General features: G+C 69.0%; 23 protein-coding genes. 9 read left to right on the top strand and 14 right to left on the bottom strand.

The window, feature by feature from the left end; all coding sequences use genetic code 11:
• Window positions 1–2: 2 nt before the first annotated feature.
• From lipA to sucB, 4 genes are all read right to left on the bottom strand, one after another.
• Window positions 3–1,016, bottom strand: a complete 1,014-nt coding sequence (gene lipA, locus ACQ5DX_RS13345) for a lipoyl synthase (RefSeq protein ID WP_430333079.1) — start codon at window positions 1,014–1,016, stop codon at window positions 3–5.
• A gap of 52 nt (window positions 1,017–1,068) precedes the next feature.
• Window positions 1,069–1,854, bottom strand: a complete 786-nt coding sequence (gene lipB / locus ACQ5DX_RS13340) for a lipoyl(octanoyl) transferase LipB (protein ID WP_430333078.1) — start codon at window positions 1,852–1,854, stop codon at window positions 1,069–1,071.
• Between the two features lie 58 nt (window positions 1,855–1,912).
• Window positions 1,913–2,800, bottom strand: coding sequence for a TIGR01777 family oxidoreductase (locus tag ACQ5DX_RS13335; RefSeq protein ID WP_430333077.1), 888 nt, complete (start codon window positions 2,798–2,800; stop codon window positions 1,913–1,915).
• Between the two features lie 102 nt (window positions 2,801–2,902).
• Window positions 2,903–4,636 carry a 2-oxoglutarate dehydrogenase, E2 component, dihydrolipoamide succinyltransferase gene (gene sucB / locus ACQ5DX_RS13330; protein ID WP_430333076.1) on the bottom strand — a complete coding sequence of 578 codons (1,734 nt, stop codon included), beginning with the start codon at window positions 4,634–4,636 and terminating at the stop codon, window positions 2,903–2,905.
• Between the two features lie 305 nt (window positions 4,637–4,941).
• Here sucB and ACQ5DX_RS13325 point away from each other — a divergent pair, with 305 nt between their 5' ends.
• Window positions 4,942–5,283, top strand: a complete 342-nt coding sequence (locus ACQ5DX_RS13325; protein WP_430333075.1) for an oxidoreductase — start codon at window positions 4,942–4,944, stop codon at window positions 5,281–5,283.
• A gap of 57 nt (window positions 5,284–5,340) precedes the next feature.
• Here the strand turns inward: ACQ5DX_RS13325 and ACQ5DX_RS13320 are convergent, their stop codons facing one another.
• Window positions 5,341–6,867, bottom strand: a complete 1,527-nt coding sequence (locus ACQ5DX_RS13320) for a leucyl aminopeptidase (RefSeq protein WP_430333074.1) — start codon at window positions 6,865–6,867, stop codon at window positions 5,341–5,343.
• 81 nt (window positions 6,868–6,948) lie between these two features.
• On the opposite strand from ACQ5DX_RS13320, the gene gcvT reads away from it, so the two are divergent.
• From gcvT to ACQ5DX_RS13305, 3 genes are all read left to right on the top strand, one after another.
• On the top strand, window positions 6,949–8,049 hold the full coding sequence (gene gcvT, locus ACQ5DX_RS13315; RefSeq protein ID WP_430333073.1) for a glycine cleavage system aminomethyltransferase GcvT: 1,101 nt from the start codon (window positions 6,949–6,951) through the stop codon (window positions 8,047–8,049).
• 48 nt (window positions 8,050–8,097) lie between these two features.
• A complete protein-coding gene (locus tag ACQ5DX_RS13310; protein ID WP_430333072.1) occupies window positions 8,098–9,201 on the top strand; it encodes a branched-chain amino acid aminotransferase in 1,104 nt (367 codons plus the stop codon).
• Between the two features lie 125 nt (window positions 9,202–9,326).
• Window positions 9,327–9,680, top strand: coding sequence for a hypothetical protein (locus ACQ5DX_RS13305; protein ID WP_430333071.1), 354 nt, complete (start codon window positions 9,327–9,329; stop codon window positions 9,678–9,680).
• Here the strand turns inward: ACQ5DX_RS13305 and ACQ5DX_RS13300 are convergent.
• The 4 genes from ACQ5DX_RS13300 to ACQ5DX_RS13285 form a co-directional block, all read right to left on the bottom strand.
• Entirely contained in the window at window positions 9,637–10,398 is a 762-nt protein-coding gene (locus ACQ5DX_RS13300; RefSeq protein ID WP_430333070.1) for an adenosylcobinamide-GDP ribazoletransferase, read from the bottom strand. The two genes, ACQ5DX_RS13305 and ACQ5DX_RS13300, sit on opposite strands and share 44 nt — an antisense overlap.
• A 2-nt stretch (window positions 10,399–10,400) precedes the next feature.
• Complete coding sequence (cobT, locus tag ACQ5DX_RS13295) at window positions 10,401–11,495, bottom strand: nicotinate-nucleotide--dimethylbenzimidazole phosphoribosyltransferase (RefSeq protein WP_430333069.1); 1,095 nt, start codon at window positions 11,493–11,495, stop codon at window positions 10,401–10,403.
• Between the two features lie 25 nt (window positions 11,496–11,520).
• Window positions 11,521–12,087 carry a bifunctional adenosylcobinamide kinase/adenosylcobinamide-phosphate guanylyltransferase gene (locus ACQ5DX_RS13290; protein WP_430333068.1) on the bottom strand — a complete coding sequence of 189 codons (567 nt, stop codon included), beginning with the start codon at window positions 12,085–12,087 and terminating at the stop codon, window positions 11,521–11,523.
• A 71-nt stretch (window positions 12,088–12,158) separates the two neighbouring features.
• Window positions 12,159–12,848, bottom strand: coding sequence for a DUF3043 domain-containing protein (locus ACQ5DX_RS13285; protein ID WP_430333067.1), 690 nt, complete (start codon window positions 12,846–12,848; stop codon window positions 12,159–12,161).
• Between the two features lie 108 nt (window positions 12,849–12,956).
• Here ACQ5DX_RS13285 and ACQ5DX_RS13280 point away from each other — a divergent pair, with 108 nt between their 5' ends.
• From ACQ5DX_RS13280 to ACQ5DX_RS13270, 3 genes are all read left to right on the top strand, one after another.
• The gene (locus ACQ5DX_RS13280; protein WP_430333066.1) at window positions 12,957–14,045 is read left to right on the top strand and encodes a glycerate kinase family protein; all 1,089 of its coding nucleotides are present in this window, start codon (window positions 12,957–12,959) and stop codon (window positions 14,043–14,045) included.
• A gap of 59 nt (window positions 14,046–14,104) precedes the next feature.
• Window positions 14,105–14,455, top strand: a complete 351-nt coding sequence (locus ACQ5DX_RS13275; protein ID WP_225020360.1) for a HesB/IscA family protein — start codon at window positions 14,105–14,107, stop codon at window positions 14,453–14,455.
• A gap of 110 nt (window positions 14,456–14,565) precedes the next feature.
• Window positions 14,566–15,531: a carbohydrate kinase family protein gene (locus ACQ5DX_RS13270; RefSeq protein ID WP_430333065.1), complete on the top strand. Its 966-nt coding sequence runs from the start codon at window positions 14,566–14,568 to the stop codon at window positions 15,529–15,531.
• Window positions 15,532–15,606: 75 nt separating this feature from the next.
• On the opposite strand, the gene asnB is transcribed toward ACQ5DX_RS13270, so the two are convergent.
• Entirely contained in the window at window positions 15,607–17,532 is a 1,926-nt protein-coding gene (gene asnB, locus ACQ5DX_RS13265) for an asparagine synthase (glutamine-hydrolyzing) (RefSeq protein WP_430333064.1), read from the bottom strand.
• Window positions 17,533–17,833: 301 nt separating this feature from the next.
• Here asnB and ctaC point away from each other — a divergent pair, with 301 nt between their 5' ends.
• On the top strand, window positions 17,834–18,898 hold the full coding sequence (ctaC, locus tag ACQ5DX_RS13260) for an aa3-type cytochrome oxidase subunit II (RefSeq protein WP_430333063.1): 1,065 nt from the start codon (window positions 17,834–17,836) through the stop codon (window positions 18,896–18,898).
• Window positions 18,899–18,934: 36 nt separating this feature from the next.
• Entirely contained in the window at window positions 18,935–19,351 is a 417-nt protein-coding gene (locus ACQ5DX_RS13255) for a cytochrome c oxidase subunit 4 (RefSeq protein ID WP_430333062.1), read from the top strand.
• 78 nt (window positions 19,352–19,429) lie between these two features.
• On the opposite strand, the gene ACQ5DX_RS13250 is transcribed toward ACQ5DX_RS13255, so the two are convergent.
• The 4 genes from ACQ5DX_RS13250 to qcrC all read right to left on the bottom strand — a co-directional run bounded on the left by ACQ5DX_RS13250 (window position 19,430) and on the right by qcrC (window position 24,714).
• Entirely contained in the window at window positions 19,430–20,860 is a 1,431-nt protein-coding gene (locus ACQ5DX_RS13250) for a DUF1254 domain-containing protein (RefSeq protein ID WP_430333061.1), read from the bottom strand.
• Between the two features lie 205 nt (window positions 20,861–21,065).
• Window positions 21,066–22,688: a cytochrome bc1 complex cytochrome b subunit gene (qcrB, locus tag ACQ5DX_RS13245; protein WP_430335647.1), complete on the bottom strand. Its 1,623-nt coding sequence runs from the start codon at window positions 22,686–22,688 to the stop codon at window positions 21,066–21,068.
• Between the two features lie 20 nt (window positions 22,689–22,708).
• On the bottom strand, window positions 22,709–23,845 hold the full coding sequence (gene qcrA, locus ACQ5DX_RS13240; RefSeq protein ID WP_430333060.1) for a cytochrome bc1 complex Rieske iron-sulfur subunit: 1,137 nt from the start codon (window positions 23,843–23,845) through the stop codon (window positions 22,709–22,711).
• Window positions 23,842–24,714, bottom strand: coding sequence for a cytochrome bc1 complex diheme cytochrome c subunit (qcrC, locus tag ACQ5DX_RS13235; protein ID WP_430333059.1), 873 nt, complete (start codon window positions 24,712–24,714; stop codon window positions 23,842–23,844). The genes qcrA and qcrC overlap by 4 nt, the downstream gene beginning before the upstream one ends.
• Between the last annotated feature and the right edge of the window lie 47 nt (window positions 24,715–24,761).

Below are 24,761 nucleotides of genomic sequence, written 5' to 3'. Positions count from 1 at the left end.
CGTCAGGCGCGAGCGAGGCGTTCGAGAACCGAGCTGGCCTCCTGTGAGGCGCTGCCCTCCTCGGCGAGGTGGGCCTGACCCTCGGGCAGCTCCCGACCGTGGTGTGCCATCGCCTGCGCGTAGAGGCGTCCGGCCCGGTACGACGAGCGGACCAGCGGCCCGGCCATGACGCCCGCGAAACCGATCTCCTCGGCGGCCTTGGAGTGCTCGACGAACTCCTCCGGCTTGACCCAACGTTCGACCGGGTGGTGCCGCGGCGACGGGCGCAGGTACTGCGTGATGGTGATGATGTCGCAGCCGGCCTCGTGCAGGTCCACCATCGCCTGGTGCACTTCCTCGGGGGTCTCGCCCATACCGAGGATGAGATTCGACTTGGTGACGAGGCCGAAGTCGCGGGCCGCGCTGATCACGCCGAGCGAGCGCTCGTAGCGGAACGCCGGGCGGATCCGCTTGAAGATGCGCGGCACCGTCTCCAGATTGTGCGCAAGCACCTCGGGGCGGGACTCGAACACCTCGGCCAGCAGGTCGGGCTTGCCGTTGAAGTCGGGGACCAGGTTCTCGACACCCGTGCCCGGGTTCATGGCGTGGATCTGGCGGACCGTCTCCGCGTACAGCCACGCGCCGCCGTCGGGCAGATCGTCCCGGGCGACGCCGGTGATCGTCGAGTAGCGCAGGCCCATCGCCTGGACGCTCTCGGCGACGCGGCGGGGTTCGTCACGATCGAGTTCGGCGGGCTTGCCGGTGTCGATCTGGCAGAAGTCGCAACGGCGGGTGCACTGTTCACCGCCGATGAGGAACGTGGCCTCGCGGTCCTCCCAGCACTCGTAGATGTTGGGGCAGCCGGCTTCCTCGCAGACCGTATGCAGGCCTTCGTTCTTCACCAGCCCCTTGAGCTCGGTGTACTCCGGACCCATCTTCGCGCGGGTCCGGATCCAATTGGGCTTGCGTTCGATCGGAGTTTCCGCGTTTCGGATCTCGATGCGGAGCAGCTTCCGTCCTTCTGGGGCGACAGTCACGACCCCGATCGTACGCCTGACCGATCCTTCGCTCGGGGCTGGGCGGGGCCTGTCAGCCGAACCGAACGGTGGTGAACTCCGGGGTCCGCACGGCGGGTTCGAGGCGCTGCACCGCCGCGGTGTCGAACGTCACACGCTCGATGTCGTGGACCGTCACCGGGAGGGTCCCGTCGAGTGCCGCCAGCACCGCCTCGGTGACCGCCGGAGTGACGTCGTCGATCGTGACGTCGCGGCCGAGTTCGCGCGACAACGTCGTGACGCCGGCGTCCCGGATGCCGCACGGGACGATGTTGTCGAAGCCGTCGAGTACGGCGTTGCAGTTGAGGGCGAAGCCGTGCATCGTGACCCCGCGCTGGACGCGGACGCCGATCGCGGCGACCTTGCGTTCGGGCAGCCACTGGCCGTCGACCAGCGTGGCCGGCAGCCACACACCGGACCGGCCCTCGACGCGGCCGCAGGTGATGCCGAGGTCGGTGCACACCTCGATCAGCGCCTGCTCGATCCGGCGGACGTAGTTGACCACGTCGACCGGCTCGGCGAGCTTGACGATGGGGTAGCCGACCAGCTGGCCGGGACCGTGCCACGTGATCTTGCCGCCGCGGTCGACGTCGATGACCGGGGTGCCGTCCATCGGGCGGTCTTCGGGTGCGGTCCGGCGACCGGCGGTGTAGACGGCCGGGTGCTCGAGGAGGAGCAGGGTGTCGCTTCCCTCGTCGTCCGCGCGGGATCCGGCGAGGACGCGCTGCTGCTCCCACGCGTCCATGTAGTCGATGCGTCCGAGATTCTCGACGGCCATCGGCTGGGAACTGATTCGGGCCGATGCGGTGGCACTGCTCATGGCTCACGACGTTACGCCTGAGCCGCCTACCGTCGGCCGGCCGGGCGGGGAGGCCGGGTCAGTGCCCGAACGCGTATCCGAGTGCGGCGTCGATGGTGGCGTGGCGGAACGCGAAACCGGCCTGCTGAAGGGCGGTGGGGACTGCGCGTTGCCCGGTCAGCACCGCCTCCCGGGCGAACTCGCCGAGCAGCGCCGACAGGGCGAACCCAGGAACCACCCACGGAGCCGGCCGATGGGCTGCCCGGCCCATCGCGCCGTTGAACTGGGCATTGGTGATCGGCTCGGGCGCGCACAGGTTCACCGGGCCGCGCACGTCGTGCGTCAGGGCGAACTTGATGGCGGCGACCTCGTCGGCCAGGGACACCCACGAGAAGTACTGCCGCCCGCTGCCGAGGCGGCCACCCAGCCCGAGCGAGTACAGCGGGCGCAAGCGGCCGAGCATCCCGCCGCTCGGTGCCAGCACCGTGGCGGTGCGCACGGATACGACGCGGACGCCGGCGTCCCGGGCGGGCGCAGTCGCGGCCTCCCAGTCGCGGCACAGCTGGGCCAGGAACCCGCCTCCGGATGGGGTGCGTTCGTCGACGATCCGGTCCCCGGTGTTGCCGTAGTAACCGATGGCGCTGCCGTTGACGAGCACCGGGACACCGGCGTCCACGACGGCGTGCGCCAGGACGTCGGTGGGGGTGAGGCGACTGTCCCGCAGGGCCTGCTTGTACGCACCCGACCAACGCCGGTCACCGATGCCGGCGCCGCACAGGTTCACGACGGCGTCGGCGCCACGGAGGGCGGCGTCGTCGACGACACCGGCCTGCGGATTCCACTCGAATTCGTTGCTGCCCGACGGACGTCGTCGGACCAGTCGCGCGACGTCGTGGCCGTCGCGCCGCAGTGCCTCGACGAGGGCGCTGCCGATCAGGCCGGACGAGCCCGCGACGACCACGCGCATGGGATTCCTCCTTGGTGTCGGGAAACGACGAGGGGCACCATCCCTCGTGGAGATGGTGCCCCTCGTCGACGACTCACGTCGAGTGTGTGACCCGGCGAACCCTTACAGGCCCAGATCGGCCTCGAACGACGCCTCCTCGAGGCGCTGCTTGATGGTCGTCAGGAAGCGACCCGCGTCGGCGCCGTCGACCAGACGGTGGTCGTAGGTGAGCGGCAGGTAGCACATCGAGCGGACGCCGATGGACTCGTTGCCGTTCTCGTCCTGGACCACGACCGGGCGCTTGACGATCGCGCCGGTGCCCAGCATCGCCGCCTGCGGCGGCACCAGGATCGGGGTGTCGAACAGGGCGCCCTGGCTGCCGATGTTGGTGATGGTGAAGGTGCCACCGGACAGCTCGTCCGGCTTGAGGCCACCGGTGCGGGCACGCTTGGCGATGTCGGCGATCGCGCGGGCCAGCCCGGCCAACGACAGGTCGCCGGCGTTGTGGATGACCGGGGAGAGCAGGCCCTGCTCGGTGTCGACCGCGATGCCCAGGTGCTCGGCAGCGTGGTAGGTGATCTCCTTGGCGCCCTCGTTGTAGCTCGCGTTCACGTTCGGGTGAACCTTGAGCGCCTCGACGACGGCCTTCGCGAAGAACGGCAGGAACGTCAGGTTGACGCCCTCGCGCTCGGCGAAGTCGGCCTTGGCCTGCGCACGCAGCGCCGCGATCTTGGTGACGTCGACCTCGAAGGTCTGGGTCAGCTGCGCGGTGGACTGCAGCGACTCACGGGTCTTGACGGCCGTGATCTGGCGGATCCGGTTGACCTTCTGTGTGGTGCCACGCAGGTGGGCCAGCTCGGGGCGCACGCCGGCGGTCGCGGCCGGAGCCGGTGCGGCGGCCGCGGGTGCGGCAGTTGCCGGCGCGGCAGCGGGTGCCTTCGCCGCGTCGGCGGCGGCGAGGACGTCCTGCTTCCGGATGCGGCCACCGACGCCGGTGCCGGTCACCTTCGAGAGGTCGACGTTGTTGTCCGCGGCGAGCTTACGGACCAGCGGCGTGACGTACGGCGCGCCGTCGGTCGACGGTGCCGGAGCGGCCGGAGCGGCCGGAGCGGCCGGAGCAGCCGGAGCAGCAGGAGCGGCCGGAGCAGCCGCGGCAGGAGCCGGTGCCGGGGCGGGAGCGGCGGGTGCCGGTGCTGCCGGAGCCGGAGCCGGTGCGGGTGCCGGGGCGGCCGGGGCAGCTGCGGCCGGAGCGCCGGAGCCGATGACGGCGAGCTGGCCGCCGACGTCGACGGTGTCGTCCTCCTGCGCGTTGATCTCCAGCAGCACACCGGCGACGGGGGACGGGATCTCCGTGTCGACCTTGTCGGTGGAAACCTCGAGGAGGGGCTCGTCCACGGCGACCTCGTCGCCGATCGCCTTGAGCCAGCGGGTGACGGTGCCCTCGGTGACCGACTCGCCGAGCTCCGGCATCGTGACCGGGGTACCCGAAGCGGCACCGGCGGGAGCCGCGGCGGCGGGCACCGGTGCAGGAGCAGCCGCAGCCGGAGCGGCCTCGGCGGCGGGAGCCGGGGCAGGTGCAGCCGCCGGGGCGGGAGCAGCGGCGGGAGCGGGAGCCTCGCCGGCCTCACCGATCACGGCCAGCTCGCCACCGATCTCGACGGTGTCGTCCTCCTGCGCGACGATCTTCGTCAGAACACCGGCAGCGGGGGACGGGATCTCGGTGTCGACCTTGTCGGTGGAGACTTCGAGCAACGGCTCGTCGACTTCGACCGTGTCCCCTTCCTGCTTGAGCCACCGCGTGACAGTTCCCTCGGTGACGGATTCACCCAGGGCTGGCATCTGGACGGAGAAGGCCATTTCTTTTGACTCCTCGACGGTTGTGTTCGGGTTGTTGAGTTTTGTCGACTTGTGGTCGAAAACCATTGTGCTCGAGAAGCACGGTTCCGGCGGCTGTGTACGACGTTTCCGAGGCGCCTCACTCCGGTGGTGTGCTGCGCTTCGGACCCGTCGTGCTGCGCGCTCCGCCCATCCTTTCATTGATGCCCAGAGCGCGTCGTGCGAGGGGCGTGTCATCTCTGTTTCCTCGTCGCCGCACGCGACGGCTGGCAAAATCGGGCAGATCGCCAGGGGGTGGCCCATGGCGCACAGGGAGGAGAGTTCACGTGGGGTTGTTCGACCGTTTCACTCGTACGCGGTCCCGGCCGGATTCGGCCGCGGACTCCGACGCGCGCCATCTTGCGGACTGGGCGCGCTCGCACCACGGCGTCGAGGCGTACGTCGAACCACAGACCACGGTCACCGAGCTGACGGTCGTGCTCGTCGCCGCGGACGGGGAGTGGACCAGGCGCAAAGTCGGCGGCGAGCGTGGCGCCAGGAAGCTCGGCGAGGAGCTGCGAATCCCCGTCTACGACGTGCGCAAGACCGGTTACCCGCAGCGGATGCGCGACTACGACGCCCGCCGCCGGATCGAACGCAAGCGTGAGCGGGCGCGCGAACTCGAGTGACGCGCCCGTGCGTCGGCCCCGTCGGGACAGATGCACGGGCGCATACGCTCAGCCGTCCTAGCCGTTGGCGGCGATGTCCTCGAGCACCGAGATCATCGTGCGGACCGGGACGCCGGTGCCGCCCTTGCCGGTGTAGCCGAACGGTCCGCCGGTGTTGAAGGCCGGGCCCGCGACGTCGATGTGTGCCCACTGCACGCCGTTGGCGACGAACTCCTTCAGGAAGATCGCGGCCGCGAGCATGCCGCCCCAGCGGTGCGGGGTGACGTTCGCCAGGTCGGCGACGCGCGAGTTCAGGTCGGCGCGCAGCTCGGTGGGCAGCGGCATCGGCCACGCGTTCTCGCCGATCTCCTGCGAGACCGCCGCGACGCGGTCGCGGAACTCGTCGGTACCCATGACGCCGGGGGTGCGGTTGCCGAGCGCGACCATCTGCGCGCCGGTCAGCGTCGCGGTGTCGATGAGGTAGTCCGGGTTGTCCTCGCACGCGCGGGCGATGGCGTCCGCCAGGATCAGCCGGCCCTCAGCGTCGGTGTTGATGACCTCGACGGTAGTGCCGCCGTACTGGGTGAGCACATCGCCGGGACGCTGTGCGGTGGCGGACGGCATGTTCTCGGCCATCGGCACCCAAGCGGTCACGTCGACCGGCAGGCGCAGCTTCGCGGCGAGCACCACCGTCGCGACGACGGCGGCGGCACCGCCCATGTCGGAGGTCATGTTCTCCATGCCCGCGGCGGGCTTGATCGAGATGCCGCCGGTGTCGAACGTCACGCCCTTGCCGACGAGCGCGACCTTCTTGACGCCGCGGCGCTTGCCCGACGAGTACGTCATCTGCACCAGACGCGGCGGGCGCGACGAGCCCTGGCCGACGCCGACGATGCCGCCGTAGCCGGCCTTCGCCAGGGCCTTCTCGTCGAGGATCTTGACGGTCAGGCCGGCGGCGGTCCCGAGGGCCTTGGCACGGGCCGCGAACTCGGCCGGGAACAGGTGGCTCGGCGGGGTGTTAACCAGTTCGCGGGCGGTCGCGACGGACTCGGCCACGGCGGCCGACCGGGACAGGACGTCCTTCGACGCCTTCGCACGCGGCGACTCGACGAGCAGTTCCACCCGGGCCAGCGGCTGCGCGTCCGTGCCGGGGGCGGACTTGCCCTTGAACTCGCTGAACGCGTACGCGCCGAGGTAGAAGCCTTCCGCCGCGGCGCCGAGGTCGACGCTCGACAGTGTGGTCGCCGCGGTCGCGACGCCGGACAGCGCGCGCGCCGCGACACCGGCCGCCTTGCGGACCTGCTCGGCGCCGATCTTGTCGGCGGCGCCGAGGCCGACGGCCAGCACGCTCGACACGGATAGGACCGCGGGGGCCGGCACGCGGGTCACTTCCTCCGCCTTGCCGGTCGCGCCGACGGCCTGCAGGTCGTCGAGCAGACCCGCGAGTACGTCCTCGTCGACTCCGGCGCCCACGAGGACCTCCGGTCCGTCGGAGCCGGTGGTGAGACCGATGACGAGGACGTCGACGCGCTTGCCGAGCGAGCCGACGAGCGCCAGGTCGGGTCCGAGGTTGCGGATGGGGGAAGAGGGTGCGGGCACGGGCATCTCCTGCGGTGGGGCAAATGGGAAGGTGGTAGCCGAATTCCGATGTTAGTGCGGTGACGGCTTCGGCTAGCGTTGTGCCTCATGAGCGACGCGCAGCTGCTGCAGGGCCCCATCCACTCCGTTCACGTCGACCTCGGCGCCACCTTCGCCCCGTTCGGCGGGTGGGAGATGCCCGTCTCGTACGCCGGGACCGTCGCCGAGCACACCGCGGTCCGCGAGTCGGTGGGACTGTTCGACGTGAGCCATCTGGGTAAGGCCCTGGTCGCGGGGGACGGCGCGGCGGACTTCGTGAACTCGCACCTCACCGCCGACCTCGCCAAGATCGGACCCGGCCAGGCCCAGTACACGCTGTGCTGCACCGAGACCGGCGGCGTCGTCGACGACCTGATCGCCTACTACGTCGCCGAGGACGAGGTCTTCCTCGTGCCGAATGCCGCCAACACCGCCGACGTCGTCGCGCGCCTGCAGGCCGCCGCGCCGGAGGGTGTCACGATCACCGACCAGCACCGCGACTACGCGGTGTTCGCCGTGCAGGGCCCGCGGTCCGCGGAGGTGCTCGCGGCGCTGGGGCTGCCCACCGACTTCGAATACATGGGCTTCGTCGACGCCGACTGGAACGGCGTTCCGGTGCGGGTGTGCCGCAGCGGCTACACCGGCGAGCGCGGCTACGAACTGCTGCCCCGCTGGGCCGACAGCGAGGCGGTGTTCCGGGCCCTCGTCGACGCCGTCCGTGCGCAGGGCGGCGAGGTCGCGGGCCTGGGCGCGCGGGACACCCTGCGCACCGAGGCCGGCTACCCGCTGCACGGACACGAGCTGTCGCTCGAGATCTCCCCGCTGCAGGCCCGCTGCGGGTGGGCGATCGGCTGGAACAAGCCGCAGTTCTGGGGGCGCGATGCCCTCGTCGCCGAGAAGGAGGCCGGTCCGGCTCGGCGCATGTGGGGACTCGAGGCGATCGATCGTGGTGTGCTGCGGCAGGGCCAGACGGTGTCGAAGGACGGATCCGCGATCGGTGAGACGACGTCGGGCACGTTCTCGCCGACCCTGAAGCTGGGTATCGCGTTGGCTCTGCTCGACACCTCGGTGGGTCTGTCCGCGGGTGACGAGGTCACAGTCGACGTGCGTGGGCGTACCCTGCGCTGCAAGGTCGTCACGCCGCCGTTCGTGCCGGTCCGCACCAAGTAACAGAACACCAGATAAGCGGCGAAACTTCGTTAGATAGGATCACGGCTTATGACAGACGGCCTGGAATTCGCGCGCACCCAGCATCCTTCTCCCGCCTCCGACGAGGCGCGGCGCAAGGTTCTGGAGGCGCCCGGGTTCGGTCGGTACTTCACCGATCACATGGTGTCGATCATGTACACCGAGGGCCGCGGTTGGCACGACGCCGAGGTGCTGCCGTACGGGCCGATCGAGCTCGATCCGGCCGGAATGGTCCTGCACTACGGTCAGGCGATCTTCGAAGGCCTCAAGGCATACCGTCAGCCGAGCGGCGGCATCTCGTCGTTCCGTGTCACCGCGAACGCAGAGCGCCTGCGCCAGTCGGCTCGCCGGCTCGCGATGCCGGAGCTGCCCGACGAGCTGTTCGTCGGATCCATCGAGGCGCTGCTCGACGTCGACGAGGCGTGGGTTCCCGAGGCCGGCGGCGAGGACTCGCTGTACCTGCGTCCGTTCATGTTCTCCACCGAGGCGGGCCTGGGCGTCCGTCCGGCCAAGGAGTACCGCTACCTGCTGATCGCGTCCCCCGCGGGCGCCTACTTCCCGCGCGGCGTCAAGCCCGTGAGCGTGTGGCTCTCGCGTGAGTACGTGCGCGCTGCACCGGGTGGCACCGGCGCCGCCAAGTTCGCCGGCAACTACGCGGCGTCGCTGCTCGCGCAGGCGCAAGCGTCGGACGAGGGCTGCGACCAGGTGGTGTGGCTCGACGCCATCGATCGCAAGTATGTCGAGGAGATGGGCGGGATGAACCTGTTCTTCGTCTTCGGCTCCGGCCCGGACGCGCGCCTGGTGACGCCGTCGCTGTCCGGTTCGCTGCTGCCCGGTATCACCCGTGACTCGCTGCTGAGCCTCGCGACCGACGCCGGCTTCTCGGTGGAGGAGCGCAAGATCAGCACCGACGAGTGGCGCGAGAAGGCCGCCTCGGGCGAGATCACCGAGGTGTTCGCGTGCGGCACCGCCGCCGTCATCACCCCGGTCGGCCGGGTCAAGTCCGCCGAGGGCGAGTTCACTATCGCCGACGGCGAACCCGGCAAGATCACGATGGCGCTGCGCGACACCCTCACCGGCATCCAGCGCGGCACCTTCGCCGACACCCACAACTGGATGACCAAGCTGCGCTGAGCGCACGCACCGACGAAACGACATCGGGCCCTTCCGCTTCCGGCGGAAGGGCCCGATCGCTTTCCGGCGGAGCGGGGTTCATCGAATCTGAGTGGGGTACACGGGTTCCCGGTTACGGTCGGTGCGTGACCCGCCCATGTCGCCGAACCGCTGCCGTCGTCGGCGCGATCGTCGGCACGGTCCTCATGTTGGGTGCGTTCGGTGTGTTCAGTGCACTCGGAGTCGGCAGGTCGGCATCGGATATCTGCACGGAGCTGCGACCGACGCACGATTTCGTGGACGAGGGGTCGCCCTTGGTCGGCGCGACGCGGTTCTGGTCACCCGTCGTGGGCGTGTCGTGCACGTGGGCGGAGGCATCCGACGTGCGGGTCGCGCGCCCGGTCTTCGATCACCGCGCCACAGGGACGGTGATCGTGGGCGCCGCGATCGTCGGGATCAGCCTCCGAGCAGGAACCCGACCGCGGTCGCCGCGACGGTGAACTCGGTCGCGGCGCCGAGAACGTCACCGTTGATGCCGTCGAACCGGCGCATGCAGTGTCGGACCAGCAGTGCCGCTGCGACCAATGCGACGAGGACGACGACGGGACCCTGCCACCACCTTCCGGGAACCGCCCACACCGCCGCTACCGCCAGGGCCAGTGCCCACGACACGGCCGCCCACCGCGGCTGCGAGTCCGCCACGAGCGCGCCGAAACCCGTCGTGCTGGACGGGGGAATCCCGCGGCGGCAGGCGAACACGACCGCGACGCGGCCCGCGGCGACGGCGGTGGCGACTCCGAGCCACGCGCTGTTCGACCCGAGCGTGCCGAGGGCCACGGCCTGGACGCCGATCGTCACGACCAGCGCGGCCACGCCGAACGGGCCGGCGCCGCCGCTGCGCATGACCTCCCGCGCGCGCTCAGGTGGTCCGTAGCAGCCGAGACCGTCCGCGGTGTCGGCGAGGCCGTCGACGTGCATGCCGCGGGTGAACAGGGCCAAGGCCCCGACCGTCAGCAGTCCGGCGAGCGCCGGGTCGAGACCGCCGCGCTGCAGCAGCCACAGCAGGCCCGCCGCGGCGGCCCCGAGCAGCGCGCCCACCACGGGCGCCGCGCCGATCGCGCGGCGCCCCTCGGGTCGGCCGATCTCCTGGGGGCCACGGACCGGCACCACCGTCAGCCAGGACAGCGCCAGTGTCAGACCGGTGACCGCGCCCCGCACCGTCAGTCCGATTCCGGCTCGGGTTCGGGTGCCGCGTTGTTGCTGACCCCGGCCTGGTCGAAGGTCGCCATGTGCGCGAGCGTCGCCACGGCCCCCTGGAGCACCGGCAGCGCCGTCACCGCGCCCGATCCTTCGCCGAGGCGCATGTTCAGGCCGAGGATGGGATCGAGCCCGAGGTGCCGCAGCGCGAGCGTGTGGGCCGGCTCGGTGGAGCGGTGCCCTGCCACCCACCACTCGCGTGCACCCGGCGCCAACTGCTCGGCGACCAGCGCCGACGCGGTCACCACGAGACCGTCGACGATCACCGGTGTCTGCCGGACGGCGGCCTGCGCGAGGAACCCGGCCATGGCGGCCAGGTCGGCGCCCGACACCGTGCGGAGAAGTCCGACGGCGTCGCGCACGTACGGCCGCGCCCGGCGCAGCGCGTCGCGGACCGCGGCGGTCTTGCGCATCCAGGCGGCGTCGTCGATCCCGGTGCCGCGCCCGACGGCGGCGACGGGTTCGGTGTCGGTGATCGCCGCCACCAGGACGGTGGCGGGCGTGGTGTTGCCGATGCCCATCTCGCCGGCGATCAGCAGGTCGGCTCCCGAGTCGACCTCCTCGTCGGCGATGGCGCGTCCCGCGGCGATCGCGCGCAGCGTCTCCTCGTGGGTCATCGCGTCCTCGCGGTCGATCGACCCGGAGGACCGGCGCACCTTGTAGGTCGAGACGGCGGGATCGGTGTCGGTGTCCACAGCCATGTCGACCACGCGCACCCCGGCTCCGGCGATCGACGCGAGCACGTTGACGGCGGCACCGCCGTCGCGGAAGTTGGCGACCATCTGCGCGGTGACCTCGGGCGGATACGCCGACACACCGCCCTGGGCGATGCCGTGGTCGCCGGCGAAGACGACGACGCGGGGGCGCGCGAACACGTGCGGCGGGCACACGCCTTGGCACGCGGCCGCCCACACCGAAAGTTCCTCGAGCCGGCCGAGCGAGCCGGTCGGCTTGGTCAGCAACAGCTGGCGAGCCTGGGCCTGCGCCCGCACCTCGGCGTCCGGTGGGACGGGAAGCTCGAAGTGGGGAGCCGTCGGACTCACGGATTCGCTTGTCACGCTTGACCTTTCATCTCAGCATCGATCATTTGAGCGTCAGTGCGATACCGGCGACGACGAGGACGACGTCGTCGCACACCTCGGCCAGGCGGGAGTTGAGGGCGCCGATCTCGTCGCGAAACAGTCGACCCGCCCGGGTCTCGGGGATCACGCCCAACCCCACCTCGGGGCTGACCAGCAGCAGCCTGCCGTCGAACCCGGCGACCGTGTCGACCAGGGCGTCTGTGCGGCGAGAGATGGCGCCGCGCGGGGCGTCCCACGCTCCAGCGTCGTCGAGTTCGCACGTGAGCCATGTGCCGAGGTCGTCGACGAGCGTCGGCGGATGCGTGCCGGGTGCTGCGAGCACGTCGATCAGGCTGCCGTCGCCACCGGTCTCGACCGTCGTCCACGAACGGGGGCGACGGCACCGGTGGAGATCGATCCGGGCCTCCCAGTCGTCGTCGCCCGGATAGCGGCGGGCGGTGGCCACGTAGCGGATCGGAAGGTTGCCGTCGAGATCGTCGAGCAGGCCCTCGGCATGCGCCGACTTACCGGACCGGGCGCCACCGAGCACGAGCGTGCGGCGCGGGGCGGGGGAAGCGGGGGAGGGCACGGGGATAGACGCTACCAACCGCGTCGGGCCGGTCCCCGCGGTGCGAGGACCGGCCCGATACGGAGCGCGTGTCAGACGGCGTCGCCGGGGCCCACGCGGGGCTTGGGGGCGCGCATCTTGCGGATCTGCGAAGCACGGACGAACGCGTACCAGCCCAGCTTGAACCCGCCGTCGACGCTGTCCGGGAAACGCTCGCGCACCTTGTTGTTGATCATCCGGCCGAGGAAGTAGCCCTCGCCGGCCATGAACAGCATCATCACCAGCATGCCGAGCGTGACATAGCTCTGGATGACGGGGCTGAGGAACATCGCCATGATCAGGATCAGCGCGAGCGGCATGAAGAGGCCGACCAGGTTGCGGCGGCTGTCGACGAGGTCGCGCACGTACGCGCGGACCGGTCCCTTGTCTCGCGGCAGCAGGTACTTGTCCTCGCCGGCGAGCATGCGCGCGCGACGGTCGGCCGACTCGGCGCGGCGCACCGCGGCGGCCGCCTTGCGCTCCTCCTTGGAGCCCTGCGTCGACTTGCGGCGGGCGCGGGCCTCCTTGGAGGTGAGCGGCGCGGGTGCGACGGGGCCGCGGCGCTTGGCCTCGGCCTCGCGACGCTTGGGGGTCGGACGCCCCTTGCCGGGCGTCGACGCTCCGCCGTTCTCGACGGTCCCGGACGCCCCGGACGTCTCGGTGGGGGTCTCCGCGGTCGACTCGATGACCTCGACGTCGCGCTTGTCGGAATTGTCGGAGTCGCCTCGGCGTAGCAGCTTCACGTCACCAGGCTATTGGATAACCGACGTCGTGGCGAAACCGACCACCGGTCGAACCTCCAGGAAGGTGACCGAAATGCCGAGGTCGAGCGGCCGCCATACACTGCGCTGATGCGCGTGCTGATCGCCCCCGACTCGTTCGGCGAAACCCTCACTGCGGTACAGGCGGCCGAGGCGATGGCCGTCGGCTGGGCGGCCGCCAGGCCCGACGACGACATCGTCCGCGCACCGCAGTCCGACGGTGGCCCCGGATTCGTCGACGTGATTTCCGACACGCTCGGCGGGCTGCGGGCGACCCGGGTCGACGGGCCGCTCGACTCCGGGACCGACGCACGCTGGGTGCTGGTCGACGGCGTCGCGTACGTCGAATCGGCGCAGGCCGTCGGTCTCGGGTTGCTCGGTGGCCCGCCCACACCGGAGAGCGCGATCCGCGCCCACAGCCGTGGCGTGGGGCAGTTGGTGGCCGCGGCCGTCGACGCGGGTGCGAAGCGGATCGTGATCGGGCTCGGCGGCAGTTGCTGTACCGACGGCGGCCGCGGCATGGTCGCCGCACTCGGCGGACTCGACCGCGCGCGGCAGCGGCTCGCCGGGATCGACCTGGTAGCGGCCACCGACGTCGAGCATCCGCTGCTCGGTGAGCATGGCGCGGCCCGGATCTTCGGGCCCCAGAAGGGCGCCGACGAGGCCACCGTAGAGGTCCTCGAAAAGCGCAACGCCGCCTGGGCGGACGAGTTGCGGGCTGCGTGCGGCCGCGACGTCGCCGACCTCGCCGGGGCGGGCGCCGCCGGCGGGCTCGGCGCCGCGCTGCTCGCGCTCGGGGCCGTCCGGGAATCGGGGGCGTCCGTCGTGGCGCGCTGCACCGACCAGATCGGGCAGGTGGCGGCGTCGGACATCGTGATCACCGGCGAGGGGAAGTTCGATCACCAGTCATTGCGCGGCAAGCTCGTCACCTCGCTCGCGCGGGTGGCCGCCGACGCCGGGGTGCCCACCGTGGTGATCGCGGGCCAGGTCGCGGTCGACCGGGACACTGTCCGCGGCGCCGGGATAGTGGCGGCCTTCTCGATCGCGGACTTCGCCGGATCGGTCGAACGGGCCATGGCCGAGGCGGCCGAGCGTCTCGAGGCACTGACGTCGTGCGTCGCCGGTGGTTGGCGGGGTGCGTCCGCGTCCGCGGAGTTCGGGCCGATACATGAGGAATAGAGGGCCGCAGAGTACCGTTGAAGCGATCACGGGTTTGGCACGAGCGACAGGGAGAGCCCATGACTGTGCAGAACGAGACCGCCACTCACGGCGTCACGATGACCGAGACCGCGTCCGCGAAGGCGAAGGCGCTGCTCGATCAGGAGGGACGCGACGACCTCGCGCTGCGCATCGCCGTGCAGCCCGGTGGCTGTGCCGGCCTTCGCTACCAGCTGTTCTTCGACGACCGCAGCCTCGACGGTGACCTCGTCGTCGACTTCGGTGGCGTCAACCTCGCCGTCGACCGCATGAGCGCTCCCTACGTCGAGGGCGCCTCCATCGACTTCGTCGACACGATCGAGAAGCAGGGCTTCACGATCGACAACCCGAACGCCACGGGTTCCTGCGCCTGCGGCGACTCCTTCAACTGAGTCCCGTACAACCTCATCACGCACTCTGACGCGGAGTCGGCCACACCGGCAGGCTCCGCGTCAGCTTGCGTTGCGCACCATTCACCATCCGAGCTGAAAGGCACCCGCGCGTGACTATTGCGGTTACCGGTTCCATCGCCACCGACCACCTGATGCGGTTCCCGGGCCGCTTCGCCGAGCAGCTGCTCGCCGACCAGCTCGCGCACATCTCGCTGAGCTTCCTGGTCGACGACCTCGTGATCCGCCGCGGTGGCGTCGGCGGCAACATCGCCTACGCGATGGGTGTGCTCGGTGGCTCGCCGCTGCTGGTCGGTGCCGCGGGTGCCGACTTCGCCGAGTACCGCACCTGGCTCGAGTCCAACGGTGTCGACTGCAGCGGGGTGCGTGTCTCCGACACCGCGTACACTGCGCGGTTCGTCTGCACCACCGACGAGGATATGGCGCAGATCGCGTCCTTCTACCCGGGCGCGATGAGCGAGGCCCGCGACATCGAGCTGGCGTCCGTCGCCGACGGCGTCGACCTGGTGCTGATCGGCGCCAACGACCCCGACGCGATGGTCCGCCACACCGACGAGTGCCGTCGACTCGGCATTCCGTTCGCGGCCGACCCGTCCCAGCAGCTCGCGCGCCTGTCCGGCGATGACGCCAAGAAGCTCATCGGCGGTGCCAAGTACCTGTTCACCAACGAGTACGAGTGGGGCCTGCTGCAGCAGAAGACCGGCCTGTCGGAGGAGGAGATCCGTGCCCAGGTCGGGCTGCGGGTCACCACGCTCGGCGCGAAGGGCGTCGAGATCGTCGACGCCGACGGCAACTGGATCCGCGTCGGTGTCGTGCCCGAGCGCGGCAAGGTCGACCCCACCGGCGTCGGCGACGCGTTCCGCGCCGGCTTCCTGCTCGCGCACTCCGCGGGCCTGAGCCTCGAACGGTCCGCGCAGCTGGGTTCGCTGGTCGCCGTGTACGTCCTCGAGACGGTCGGCACCCAGGAGTGGACCTTCCAGCGCGACGACGCGATCAAGCGTCTCACCGAGGCGTACGGCAAGGACGCCGCCGCCGAGATCGCCACGCTGCTGCCGTAGGCCGCCGCAGACACAACCGCCCGGATTCCTCGCGGAGGAATCCGGGCGGTGTCGTTTCCGGGGCGGGCCGAGCCGTCAGAGGCTGACGGGGTACACCGGCTCCTGGATCTGCGGCACGATGCGCTTCTCGACGAAGATGCCGTGCCACACCATGAAGCACAGGACCGTCCACAGTCGGCGGCTGTGATCGGATGTGCCCGCACGGTGCTCGTTGAGCATCCGCATGACGGCGGCCTTGTCGAAGATGTGGTCGGTGCCCGATTCGGCGATCTGCTGGTGCGCCCAATCGAACAGCTCGGTGCCGGCCAGCCAATGCCGCAGCGGCACCGGGAAACCCAGCTTCGCGCGATGCAGCACGTGCGCCGGGACGATGCCCTCGAGTGCCTGCCGCAGCGCGTACTTCGTCGTGGTCTTCGTGATCTTCTGATCCAGCGGCACGCGCGACGCGACGTCGAACACCTCGGTGTCGAGGAACGGCACGCGCAACTCGAGTGAGTTCGCCATCGTCACCTTGTCGGCCTTGACGAGGATGTCGCCGCGCATCCAGGTGAACAGGTCCAGATGCTGCATGCGTGCCACCGGATCCCAGTCACGGGACTGCGCGTAGATCGGCGCCGTCACGTCCTGGTGCGTCCACTCCGGGCGGAAGTCGCGCAGCACCGCGCGGAGTTGGGCGTCACTGAAGCTGCGGGCGTTGCCATAGTAGCGATCCTCGAGCGTCATCGATCCCCGATGCAGCAGGCTCTTGCCGCGGGTGCCCTCGGGGATGCGCTCGGACAGCTTGCCGGCGGCCCGGCGCAGCGGCTTGGGAAGGTACTCGAACGGCTTGAGCGACAGCGGCTCACGGTAGATCGTGTAGCCGCCGAACAGCTCGTCGGCGCCCTCTCCCGAGAGCACCACCTTGACGTGCTTGCGGGCCTCCTTCGCGACGAACCACAGCGGCACCAGCGCCGGGTCGGCGACCGGATCGTCGAGGTACCAGATGATCTCCGGGATCGCGGCCGCGAACTCGGCGGGGGAGACGACCTTGACCACGTGCCGGGCGCCGATCGCGGCCGCGGACTCGGCCGCGACGTCCACCTCGGAGTAGCCCTCGCGCTCGAAGCCGGTCGTGAAGGTGATCAGGTTCGGGTTGTGCCGCATCGCGAGCGCCGCGATCGCGGTCGAGTCGATGCCGCCCGACAGGAACGAGCCCACGGTGACGTCGGCGCGCATGTGCTTGGCCACCGAGTCCTCGAGCGCTTCGGCGATCTCCCGGTACCGGGACTGCTCCGATCCCGGGGCGAACGGCACGGCCGGGAACTTCGGCGTGAAGTAGCGGGTGACCTCGGGCTCCTTGCCCGGCTTCAGGCGCGCGTAGCAACCAGACTCCAGGCGACGGATCCCGGCGTGCAGCGTCTCGGGCTCCGGCACGTACTGCAGCACCGTGTAGTGCTCGGTCGCGCGTGGATCGAGGTCGAGGTCGATGCCGACGACGTCGGCCAGTTCCAGCAGGCTCTTCTTCTCGCTGCCGAACGCGGTGCCGTGGGTTCCGGTCGCGATGAACAGCGGCTTGATGCCGAACGGGTCGCGTGCCACGAACAGCTCACGGGTCTCGGTGTCCCACACGGCGAACGCGAACATGCCCCGCAGCCGGCGGACCGCGTCGGCGCCCCAGTAGTGGTAGGCGGCGACGATGGCCTCGCTGTCACCCTCTGTGCGGAACTGGGCGCCGTGGTCCTTCGCGAGCTCGGCGCGGATCTCGAGGTAGTTGTAGATCTCGCCGTTGAAGGTGAGGGCGTAGCGCTCCGGATTCTCCGGCGGCCCCCATCGCAGCGGCTGGTGCGAGTGCTCGATATCGATGATCGACAGCCGGTTGAAGCCGAAGATCAGGTCGTCGTCGTGCCAGGTCCCGTGCTCGTCGGGACCACGATGGCGCAGGCAGTGCATGGCCGCATCGACGCGAGCGACCGCGTCGTCGCTGGTGCCGTCGGTGGTCAGTAGTCCGAGCAGTCCGCACACAGCGTCCAGTACCTCGTTTCGGAGTCGATTGTCGGTCGGAGATCGACCGTCCCGTGCGGGCGGCGAATTCCCCACGGAAGTATGCCGCAGTTTTCGCGTGAGGGCGGTCGCCGGACCGTCCGCGTCCGCTGTGATCTCAGCTGAATCCCAGGTGGGGCGCGTACCGTTGAGGGTCATTCGTCCTGACTGCAACACGGGCGCCGACCCGACAGTGGAGGATCGGCGCCTTTGGTCTACGCTGCGTAGTAATTGGGCCTTCCCTTCGGGTGTGCCCTAGTGGAATTGCGGCGATCAGGAAGGCGTGAACGTGGCGCAAGGTCGGATCCTTCGGCGAGCCGGGCTGGCAGCATCTCTGGGCATAGCTGCCATGCTGCTGTCGGGTTGTTCAATCGACAATTCGGTGCTTCGCTTCGGGTGGCCATCGGGAGTTACCCCGCAGGCCGAACGTATGCGCGAACTGTGGACGTGGTCGGTCATCGCCGCCCTCGTCATGGGTGTCATCGTGTGGGGCCTCACCTTCTGGGTGATCATCTTCCACCGTAAGAAGAAGGACTCGCCCGAGTTCCCGCGTCAGACGGCATACAACGTGCCGCTGGAGCTCTTCTACACGGCCGTCCCGTTCGTGATCATCGCCGTGCTCTTCTACTTCACCGTGGTCGTCCAGAACTACGTGACCGAGAAGAAGGACAACCCGAACGTCGTCGTGGATGTCACGGCGTACCAGTGGAACTGGAAGTTCGGCTACCGCACCATCGACCTCGGCGACGGCGCAGCCAAGTACGAGGGCACCGACGAGGCCGCCACCGCGGCCGCACTGGCTGCGTCGAAGCCCGAGGGCCTCGACGAGCACGGCCGTGAGAAGGTCGGCCCGATCCACGGTAAGAACACCCAGGATCTCTCGTACCTGCACTACGACAAGATCGAGACCGTCGGCTCCAGCAACGAGGTTCCGATCCTCGTGCTGCCGACCGGCAAGCGTGTCGAGTTCGTGCTCGCGTCCTCGGACGTCATCCACTCGTTCTGGGTTCCGGAGTTCCTGTTCAAGCGTGACGTGAACCCGAACCCGAAGGAGAACCACTCGGACAACGTCTTCCAGATCAGCGAGATCGAGAAGGAAGGCGCGTTCGTGGGCCGTTGCGCCGAGATGTGCGGCACGTTCCACGCGATGATGAACTTCGAGGTCCGCGCCGTGTCGCCGGAGAAGTTCGCGAAGTACATCGAGGCCCGCAAGCCCGTCGAGGAAGGCGGCAAGGGCATGAACACCGCTGAGGCACTGGCGTCGATCGGTGAATCCCCGACTGCGACCTCGACGTCGCCGTTCAACACCGACCGTACGGTGCGTGAGGCATCGGCCAGCGGTAAGTGACCGCCCGAGCACCCCTGACCAAGGACAAGAACTGATATGAAGATCGAAGCCAAGCTCTTCGAGATCCTGACGGTGTTCTTCATTCTCGTCGCGATCGTCTACGGTGTCTTCACCTCGATGTCGCGTACGGGAATCGAATGGGCCGGCCTGACCGCGATCGTCCTGTCGGCGGGCCTGAGCCTCATCGTCGGAACGTACTTCCGGTTCGTGGCGCGTCGTCTCGACACCCGCCCCGAGGACTACGAGGAGGCGGAGATCTCCGACGGCTCCGGCGATCTGGGCTTCTTCAGCCCGGGTAGCTTCTGGCCCATCCTGCTGGCCGGTGCCGCCGCCTTCGCCGCAGTCTCGCTGGCGTTCTTCCAGCCGTGGATGATCGTCGTCGCAGTGGCGTTGGTTCTCGCCGCAGCGGCCGGCCTCGTCTTCGAGTACCACCTCGGACCCGAGAAGCACTAGGTCTCTCGACCACAACGCCCGAAGGCGCCGAACCCCTCATGGGTTCGGCGCCTTCGGTTTCTGCGTTGTCGGACTCGATCAGGCCCGGGGGAGTTCGGTTCGCTCGATCTCGCTCGGCTGCCACGTCTTGTCGAACCAGGGCTGGAGCGGCCCGTACAGGCGGATGATCGGGAACCAGCTCTTGTTCGGCATCGTCTGGATCCAGTTCGCTTCCTTGCCTGCGGGCGGGGTCGGCCCGAACCACAGCACAAACGACCCGTCGGGTTCGGGTTCGACGGTGCCGGACAGGCTCATCAGACTCGGGTACGGATTGTCGGTCTGCAGGAGCGACCGGGTCTGGGTGTCGTAGACGTCCACCGACCAGAAGTTCTTGGCCGGCGGATTCGGGGGCAGGGTCAGCCTGTAGGTCTTGCCGCCGTCGAGGATTCGGCCGTCGGAGTCCTCCGCGGTGTACGTGTACGCGGATCCGGCGCCAACCTGTGCGTGCGCCATCGCCGGGGTAATCACCGTGGCGAAGTAGTGGAACTGAGCACGTGCGTCGAGCAGTCGCGCATGGTGGTCGAGGAACTCGTAGCTGCCGCCGACGAACGCTGCCTTCCACGACGACCCCTCGAACACGAAGCTGTCCGGGTTGCGCGGAGAGTAGACGAGTGCGCGGCTGACGCCGGCCGCGGTCCGTGCGGCCGCATCGAGGATGCCGCGCAGCCGCTCGTCGGGGTCGAACTTGCGGCCGTGCTGGATACCGATCGCGGCGAGCTGCCCGGCGCGCTCGGGATCGAGCGAGTCGGCAGGCTCCTCCTGCACCAGTTCGTCGACCTCTTCGAAGAACGAGAAGTCGTTGGCGTGCACGGTGTTGAACTGCTTGTCCGCGATGTTCACGAACGTGATGTCCGGCGGATTCTGCGCATCGGCAAGCCGGTAGACGCGGGTCTGCTTCATCGCCTCGACACCGCCGAGAGCCCGGAACACGATCCAGATGGTGTAGGTCGGCGGACGGTAGACGAAGTACCCGTCCGGTGGGGTGCCCTCGAATCCGGGTGGCAGGAAAAGATATTGGCCGCCGGTGCCCTTGTCCGGTCCGGCGATGCCCATGTCCGCGACGTACCGGAACCAGAAATCGTCGACCACACACAGCGATTCCCGGGGCGGCTCGATCACCACGGGGCCGTCACGGAGGTCGATGAACATCGTGCCGTAGGTGGTCTCGGTGTTCGGGGTGAGGAAGAAGGCTCCCGAGTTCGCACGCGGCTCGGTGTACGCCAGTACGTGAACCCCGTCGATGCCGACGCTGCGGAACCCCTTACGCATCGCCACGAGGGACGCCCCCGGCATGGCGTTGAGGAACGCGTCGACTCCGCGAACGAAATCGAGACTGTCGTACAGACTCCGGGTGGTCTCGGGAAGCGGGACGCCGTCGAAGAACTCGAACGATCCGATCGGTGTCTCGACGCGGTCCGGGACGCTGATCCCGAAGGATTCCGCTGTGATGGCGGTGCTGCGATCGCTCAATGTTCCTCCTCGCACGGCATGGGTTCGGTACCGCGACGGTAGCGAGCCGACGGCGGCACATCCTCACCCGTGCCGGGTGACCCACGAGGCTCGCGTGTACTCGTCCGGCAGGGGAGGGGAGGAGCGTCTTCTTCTCCACTCACGACGAAAACGGGAAGGCCCCGAACCGTAATCGGTTCGGGGCCTTCCCGTCAGTCTCGGCGAACTAGTGCGCTTCGCCGTCGCCTGAGCCGTTTCCGCGGTTGCGGTCCTGGTACTCCGTGAGAATCCGAAGCTGCTCGTGCTCCGCTGCGTGATGCGCAGCCTCGAGTGCCTGGCTCTGCTCGACCGGGTCGGGCGTGAGCAGGCTGCCCGAACCGGGCTTGCCGGCGGAACCGAGCTTGTTCATCTTCTTCGGGATCGCGGCACCCTGGTACTCCAGCGGGATCGGGTGGCCGTGATCGTCGACCGGGCCGAGCGGCTGGTGGATCTCGACGTACTCACCGTGCGGCAGGCGCTTGATGATGCCCGTCTCGATGCCGTGCTCGAGCACCGCGCGGTCGCTGCGCTGCAGACCCAGGCAGAACCGGTAGGTGACGTAGTAGGCGATCGGAGGCAGCAAGACCATGCCGATACGACCGATCCAGGTCATCGCGTTGAGCGAGATGTCCAGGTGGTAGGCGATGATGTCGTTGATGCAGGAGATCGTCAGCACCAGGTAGAACGCGATGGCCATTGCGCCGATGCCGGTGCGGACCGGGACGTCACGCGGACGCTGCAGCAGGTTGTGGTGCGCATCGTCCTTCGTGAACTTCTTCTCGATCCACGGGTAGGCGATCAGCAGCGCGAACACGATGCCCATGATCAGCGCGACAGCGAACACGGCCGGGATGGTGTAGCGGCCGAACAGGTAGATCTCCCACGCCGGCCACAGACGCGCCATGCCGTCGGTCCACATCATGTAGAAGTCAGGCTGCGAGCCAGCCGACACCTGCGACGGGTTGTACGGGCCGATGTTCCAGATCGGGTTGATCTGCAGCACGCCGCCCATGATCGCCAGGATCCCGAACGTGAACGCGAAGAACGCGCCGCCCTTGAGGGCGAACACCGGGAGGATCCGGACGCCGACGACGTTCTGCTCGGTGCGGCCGGGGCCGGGGAACTGCGTGTGCTTCTGGTACCAGACCAGCGCGAGGTGTGCGGCGATGAGAGCCAGCAGGATGCCGGGAATCAGCAGCACGTGCGCGACGTACAGGCGCGGGATGATCAGGCTGCCGGGGAAGTCGCCACCGAAGAGCAGCCAGTGCAGCCAGGTGCCGGCGATCGGAACACTCAGGGTGATGCCGGACAGCGCGGCGCGCAGACCCGTACCGGAGAGCAGGTCGTCGGGCAGCGAGTAGCCGAAGAAGCCCTCGAACATCGCCAGGATCAGCAGCAGCGAGCCGATGACCCAGTTCGCCTCACGCGGGCGACGGAACGCGCCGGTGAAGAAGATGCGCAGCAGGTGCACGATGATCGACGCGGCGAACATCAGTGCGGCCCAGTGGTGGATCTGTCGGACGAACAGACCGCCGCGAACCTCGAAGGAGATGTTCAGCGTGGTCTCGTACGCGCGGGACATCTCGACGCCGCGGAGCGGCTCGTACGCACCGTTGTAGGTGACCTCGGCCATCGACGGGTCGAAGAACAGTGTCAGGTAGACACCCGAGATCAGCAGGATGATGAAGCTGTAGAGCGCGATCTCGCCGAGCATGAAAGACCAATGGGTCGGGAAGACCTTGTTGATCTGACGCTTCATACCGGCCGCGAGGTGGTAGCGCGAGTCGACAGCGTCGGCTCGCTCCGCCATCCGGGTCTGGGTTGTTGTACTCACGGTCGACGCTCCCAAAATGCCGGGCCGAGGGCTTCGATGAAGTCACCGTTGGCGACGAGGTAGCCCTCTTCGTTCACAGTAATAGGCAGCTGCGGAAGAGCACGAGCGGCGGGACCGAAAATCGGCTTGCCGTACTGCAGCGCGTCGAACTGCGACTGGTGGCAGGGGCACAGGATTCGGTTGGTCTGCTGCTCGTACAGCGAGGTGGGGCAGCCGAGGTGGGTGCAGATCTTCGAGTAGGCGATGTAGTCGCCGTAGTTGAAGCTCTCCTGGCCCTTGCGCTTGACCGCCTTCTGAGCATCCTCGGTGCGCAGACGGATGAGCATCACGGCGTTGCGGATACCGCGGAGCGCCTTGAACAGCTCCTCCTCGTTGCCACGCTCGGACTCACGGAACGGGAACACCGTCTCCATGCCGCCGGCGTCGAGGTCCTCCGGGCGCACCAGCACGATGTCGTGCGGACGTCCGGTGTCGCGACGCAGGTAGATCGTCTCGCCCGGGTAGCGGGGGGTCCAGCCGGACACCCACAGCGGGGAGTTGTCGCCCTTGGCCCACGGGTTCTTGATCATGCCGCCGAGGGGCATGACCGCCATGACGCCGACGGCGCCGCCACCGAAGATCAGGCTGCGCTTGATCATCTTGCGTCGGCCGATCGTCGACTTGTCGAGGGTGTCGCTCAGCTGGGCCCCGAGGGTCCGCTTGTCGACCTCTGCCGAACCACCGTCGTGGCGATCCTGGATCGAGACCTCTTCAGGGACGAACTTCTTGGTGAACTTCACCGCGCCGACGCCGACACCGAGGATCGCGAGACCCATCGTGAAGCCGATCAGCGGGGTGTAGAGGTTGTACGCCCAGTAGGTGTCCTCGCCCTCGCCCGCGTACTCCCACGGCCAGAAGAGGAAGATGCCGATGAAGGCGATCGCCGAGATGCCGGCGAGAGCGAACCAGAAGGCCACCGAACGCTCAGCGCGCTTCTCCGCCTTGGTGCCCTCGACCGCCCAGCGATCCTTCTGGAACGCCACATCGACGCCGTCGAGATTGGTACCGAGCGTGACGAGTTCGTCCCGGCTCATCCGGTCGAGTTCGTCGTCCGTGTACTTCTTCGGCGTGCCGCCGCTGCCGGCGTCGCTCATGACCTTGCTCCGATCCACAGTGCTGCGCCGACGACAGCGACGATGCCGATGACCCACATGGCGAGGCCCTCGGACCCCGGTCCGATGCCGCCGAGACCGTAGCCACCCGGGCTCTTGGCCTCACTCGACTGCTTGACGTAGGCGATGATGTCCTTCTTCTCCTCGAGCGTCAGCTGACGATCGGAGAACTTGGGCATGTTCTGGGGGCCCGTGACCATGGCGGCGTAGATCTGCTGCTCGCTGGCCGGGTCCAGAACGGGGGCGTACTTACCGGAGGACAGCGCGCCGCCGCGACCGGTGAAGTTGTGGCACGACGCGCAGTTCATGCGGAACAGCTCGCTGCCACGTGCGACGTCGTCGCCACGGAGCGAGGACTGCGCGATCTCACCGTTCTCGTCGCGAACCAGGGTGGGGCCGCCACCCTGGGACTGGACGTAGGCGCCGATGGCGTCGATCTGGCGGGCGTCGAACTTGGCGGGCTTGCGGGAAGCCTGCGCCTCGTTGCGAGCAGCCGGCATACGACCGGACGACACCTGGAAGTACACGGCGGCCTCGCCGACACCGATCAGGCTGGGGCCGCGGTCCTGGACACCCTGCAGGTTCGCGCCGTGGCACGTGATGCAGGAGGTGTCGTAGAGCTGCTTGCCTTCGCGGATCAGCGCTGCGGAGTCGTCGCTCGCGGTGGCGACCTGCGGGGCAGGCGTCAGGGCGGAGGCGAGGAAACCGGCGCTCACGAGTCCCAGCATGAGGATCAGCGCGCCGGTGACGCGACGGCGCAGCTTGCGCTGGCGGCGCGCCTTGGCGGCGGAACCTGCTGTGGTGCGGTTGGGCATGTCACCCTCGATTGCGGGAGGGGGGGATGAACTCATCTGTATCCCTTTGGTATGTCGGGACGACTGAAGCGTCAGGGGGCTGC

Origin of the sequence: Rhodococcus sp. ACT016 (assembly GCF_050477185.1) — a bacterium.
In the GTDB taxonomy this organism is placed as follows: Bacteria; Actinomycetota; Actinomycetes; order Mycobacteriales; family Mycobacteriaceae; genus Prescottella.
Note: the sequence above shows the minus strand (reverse complement) of the source record. Positions and strands in the feature narration are given on the sequence as shown.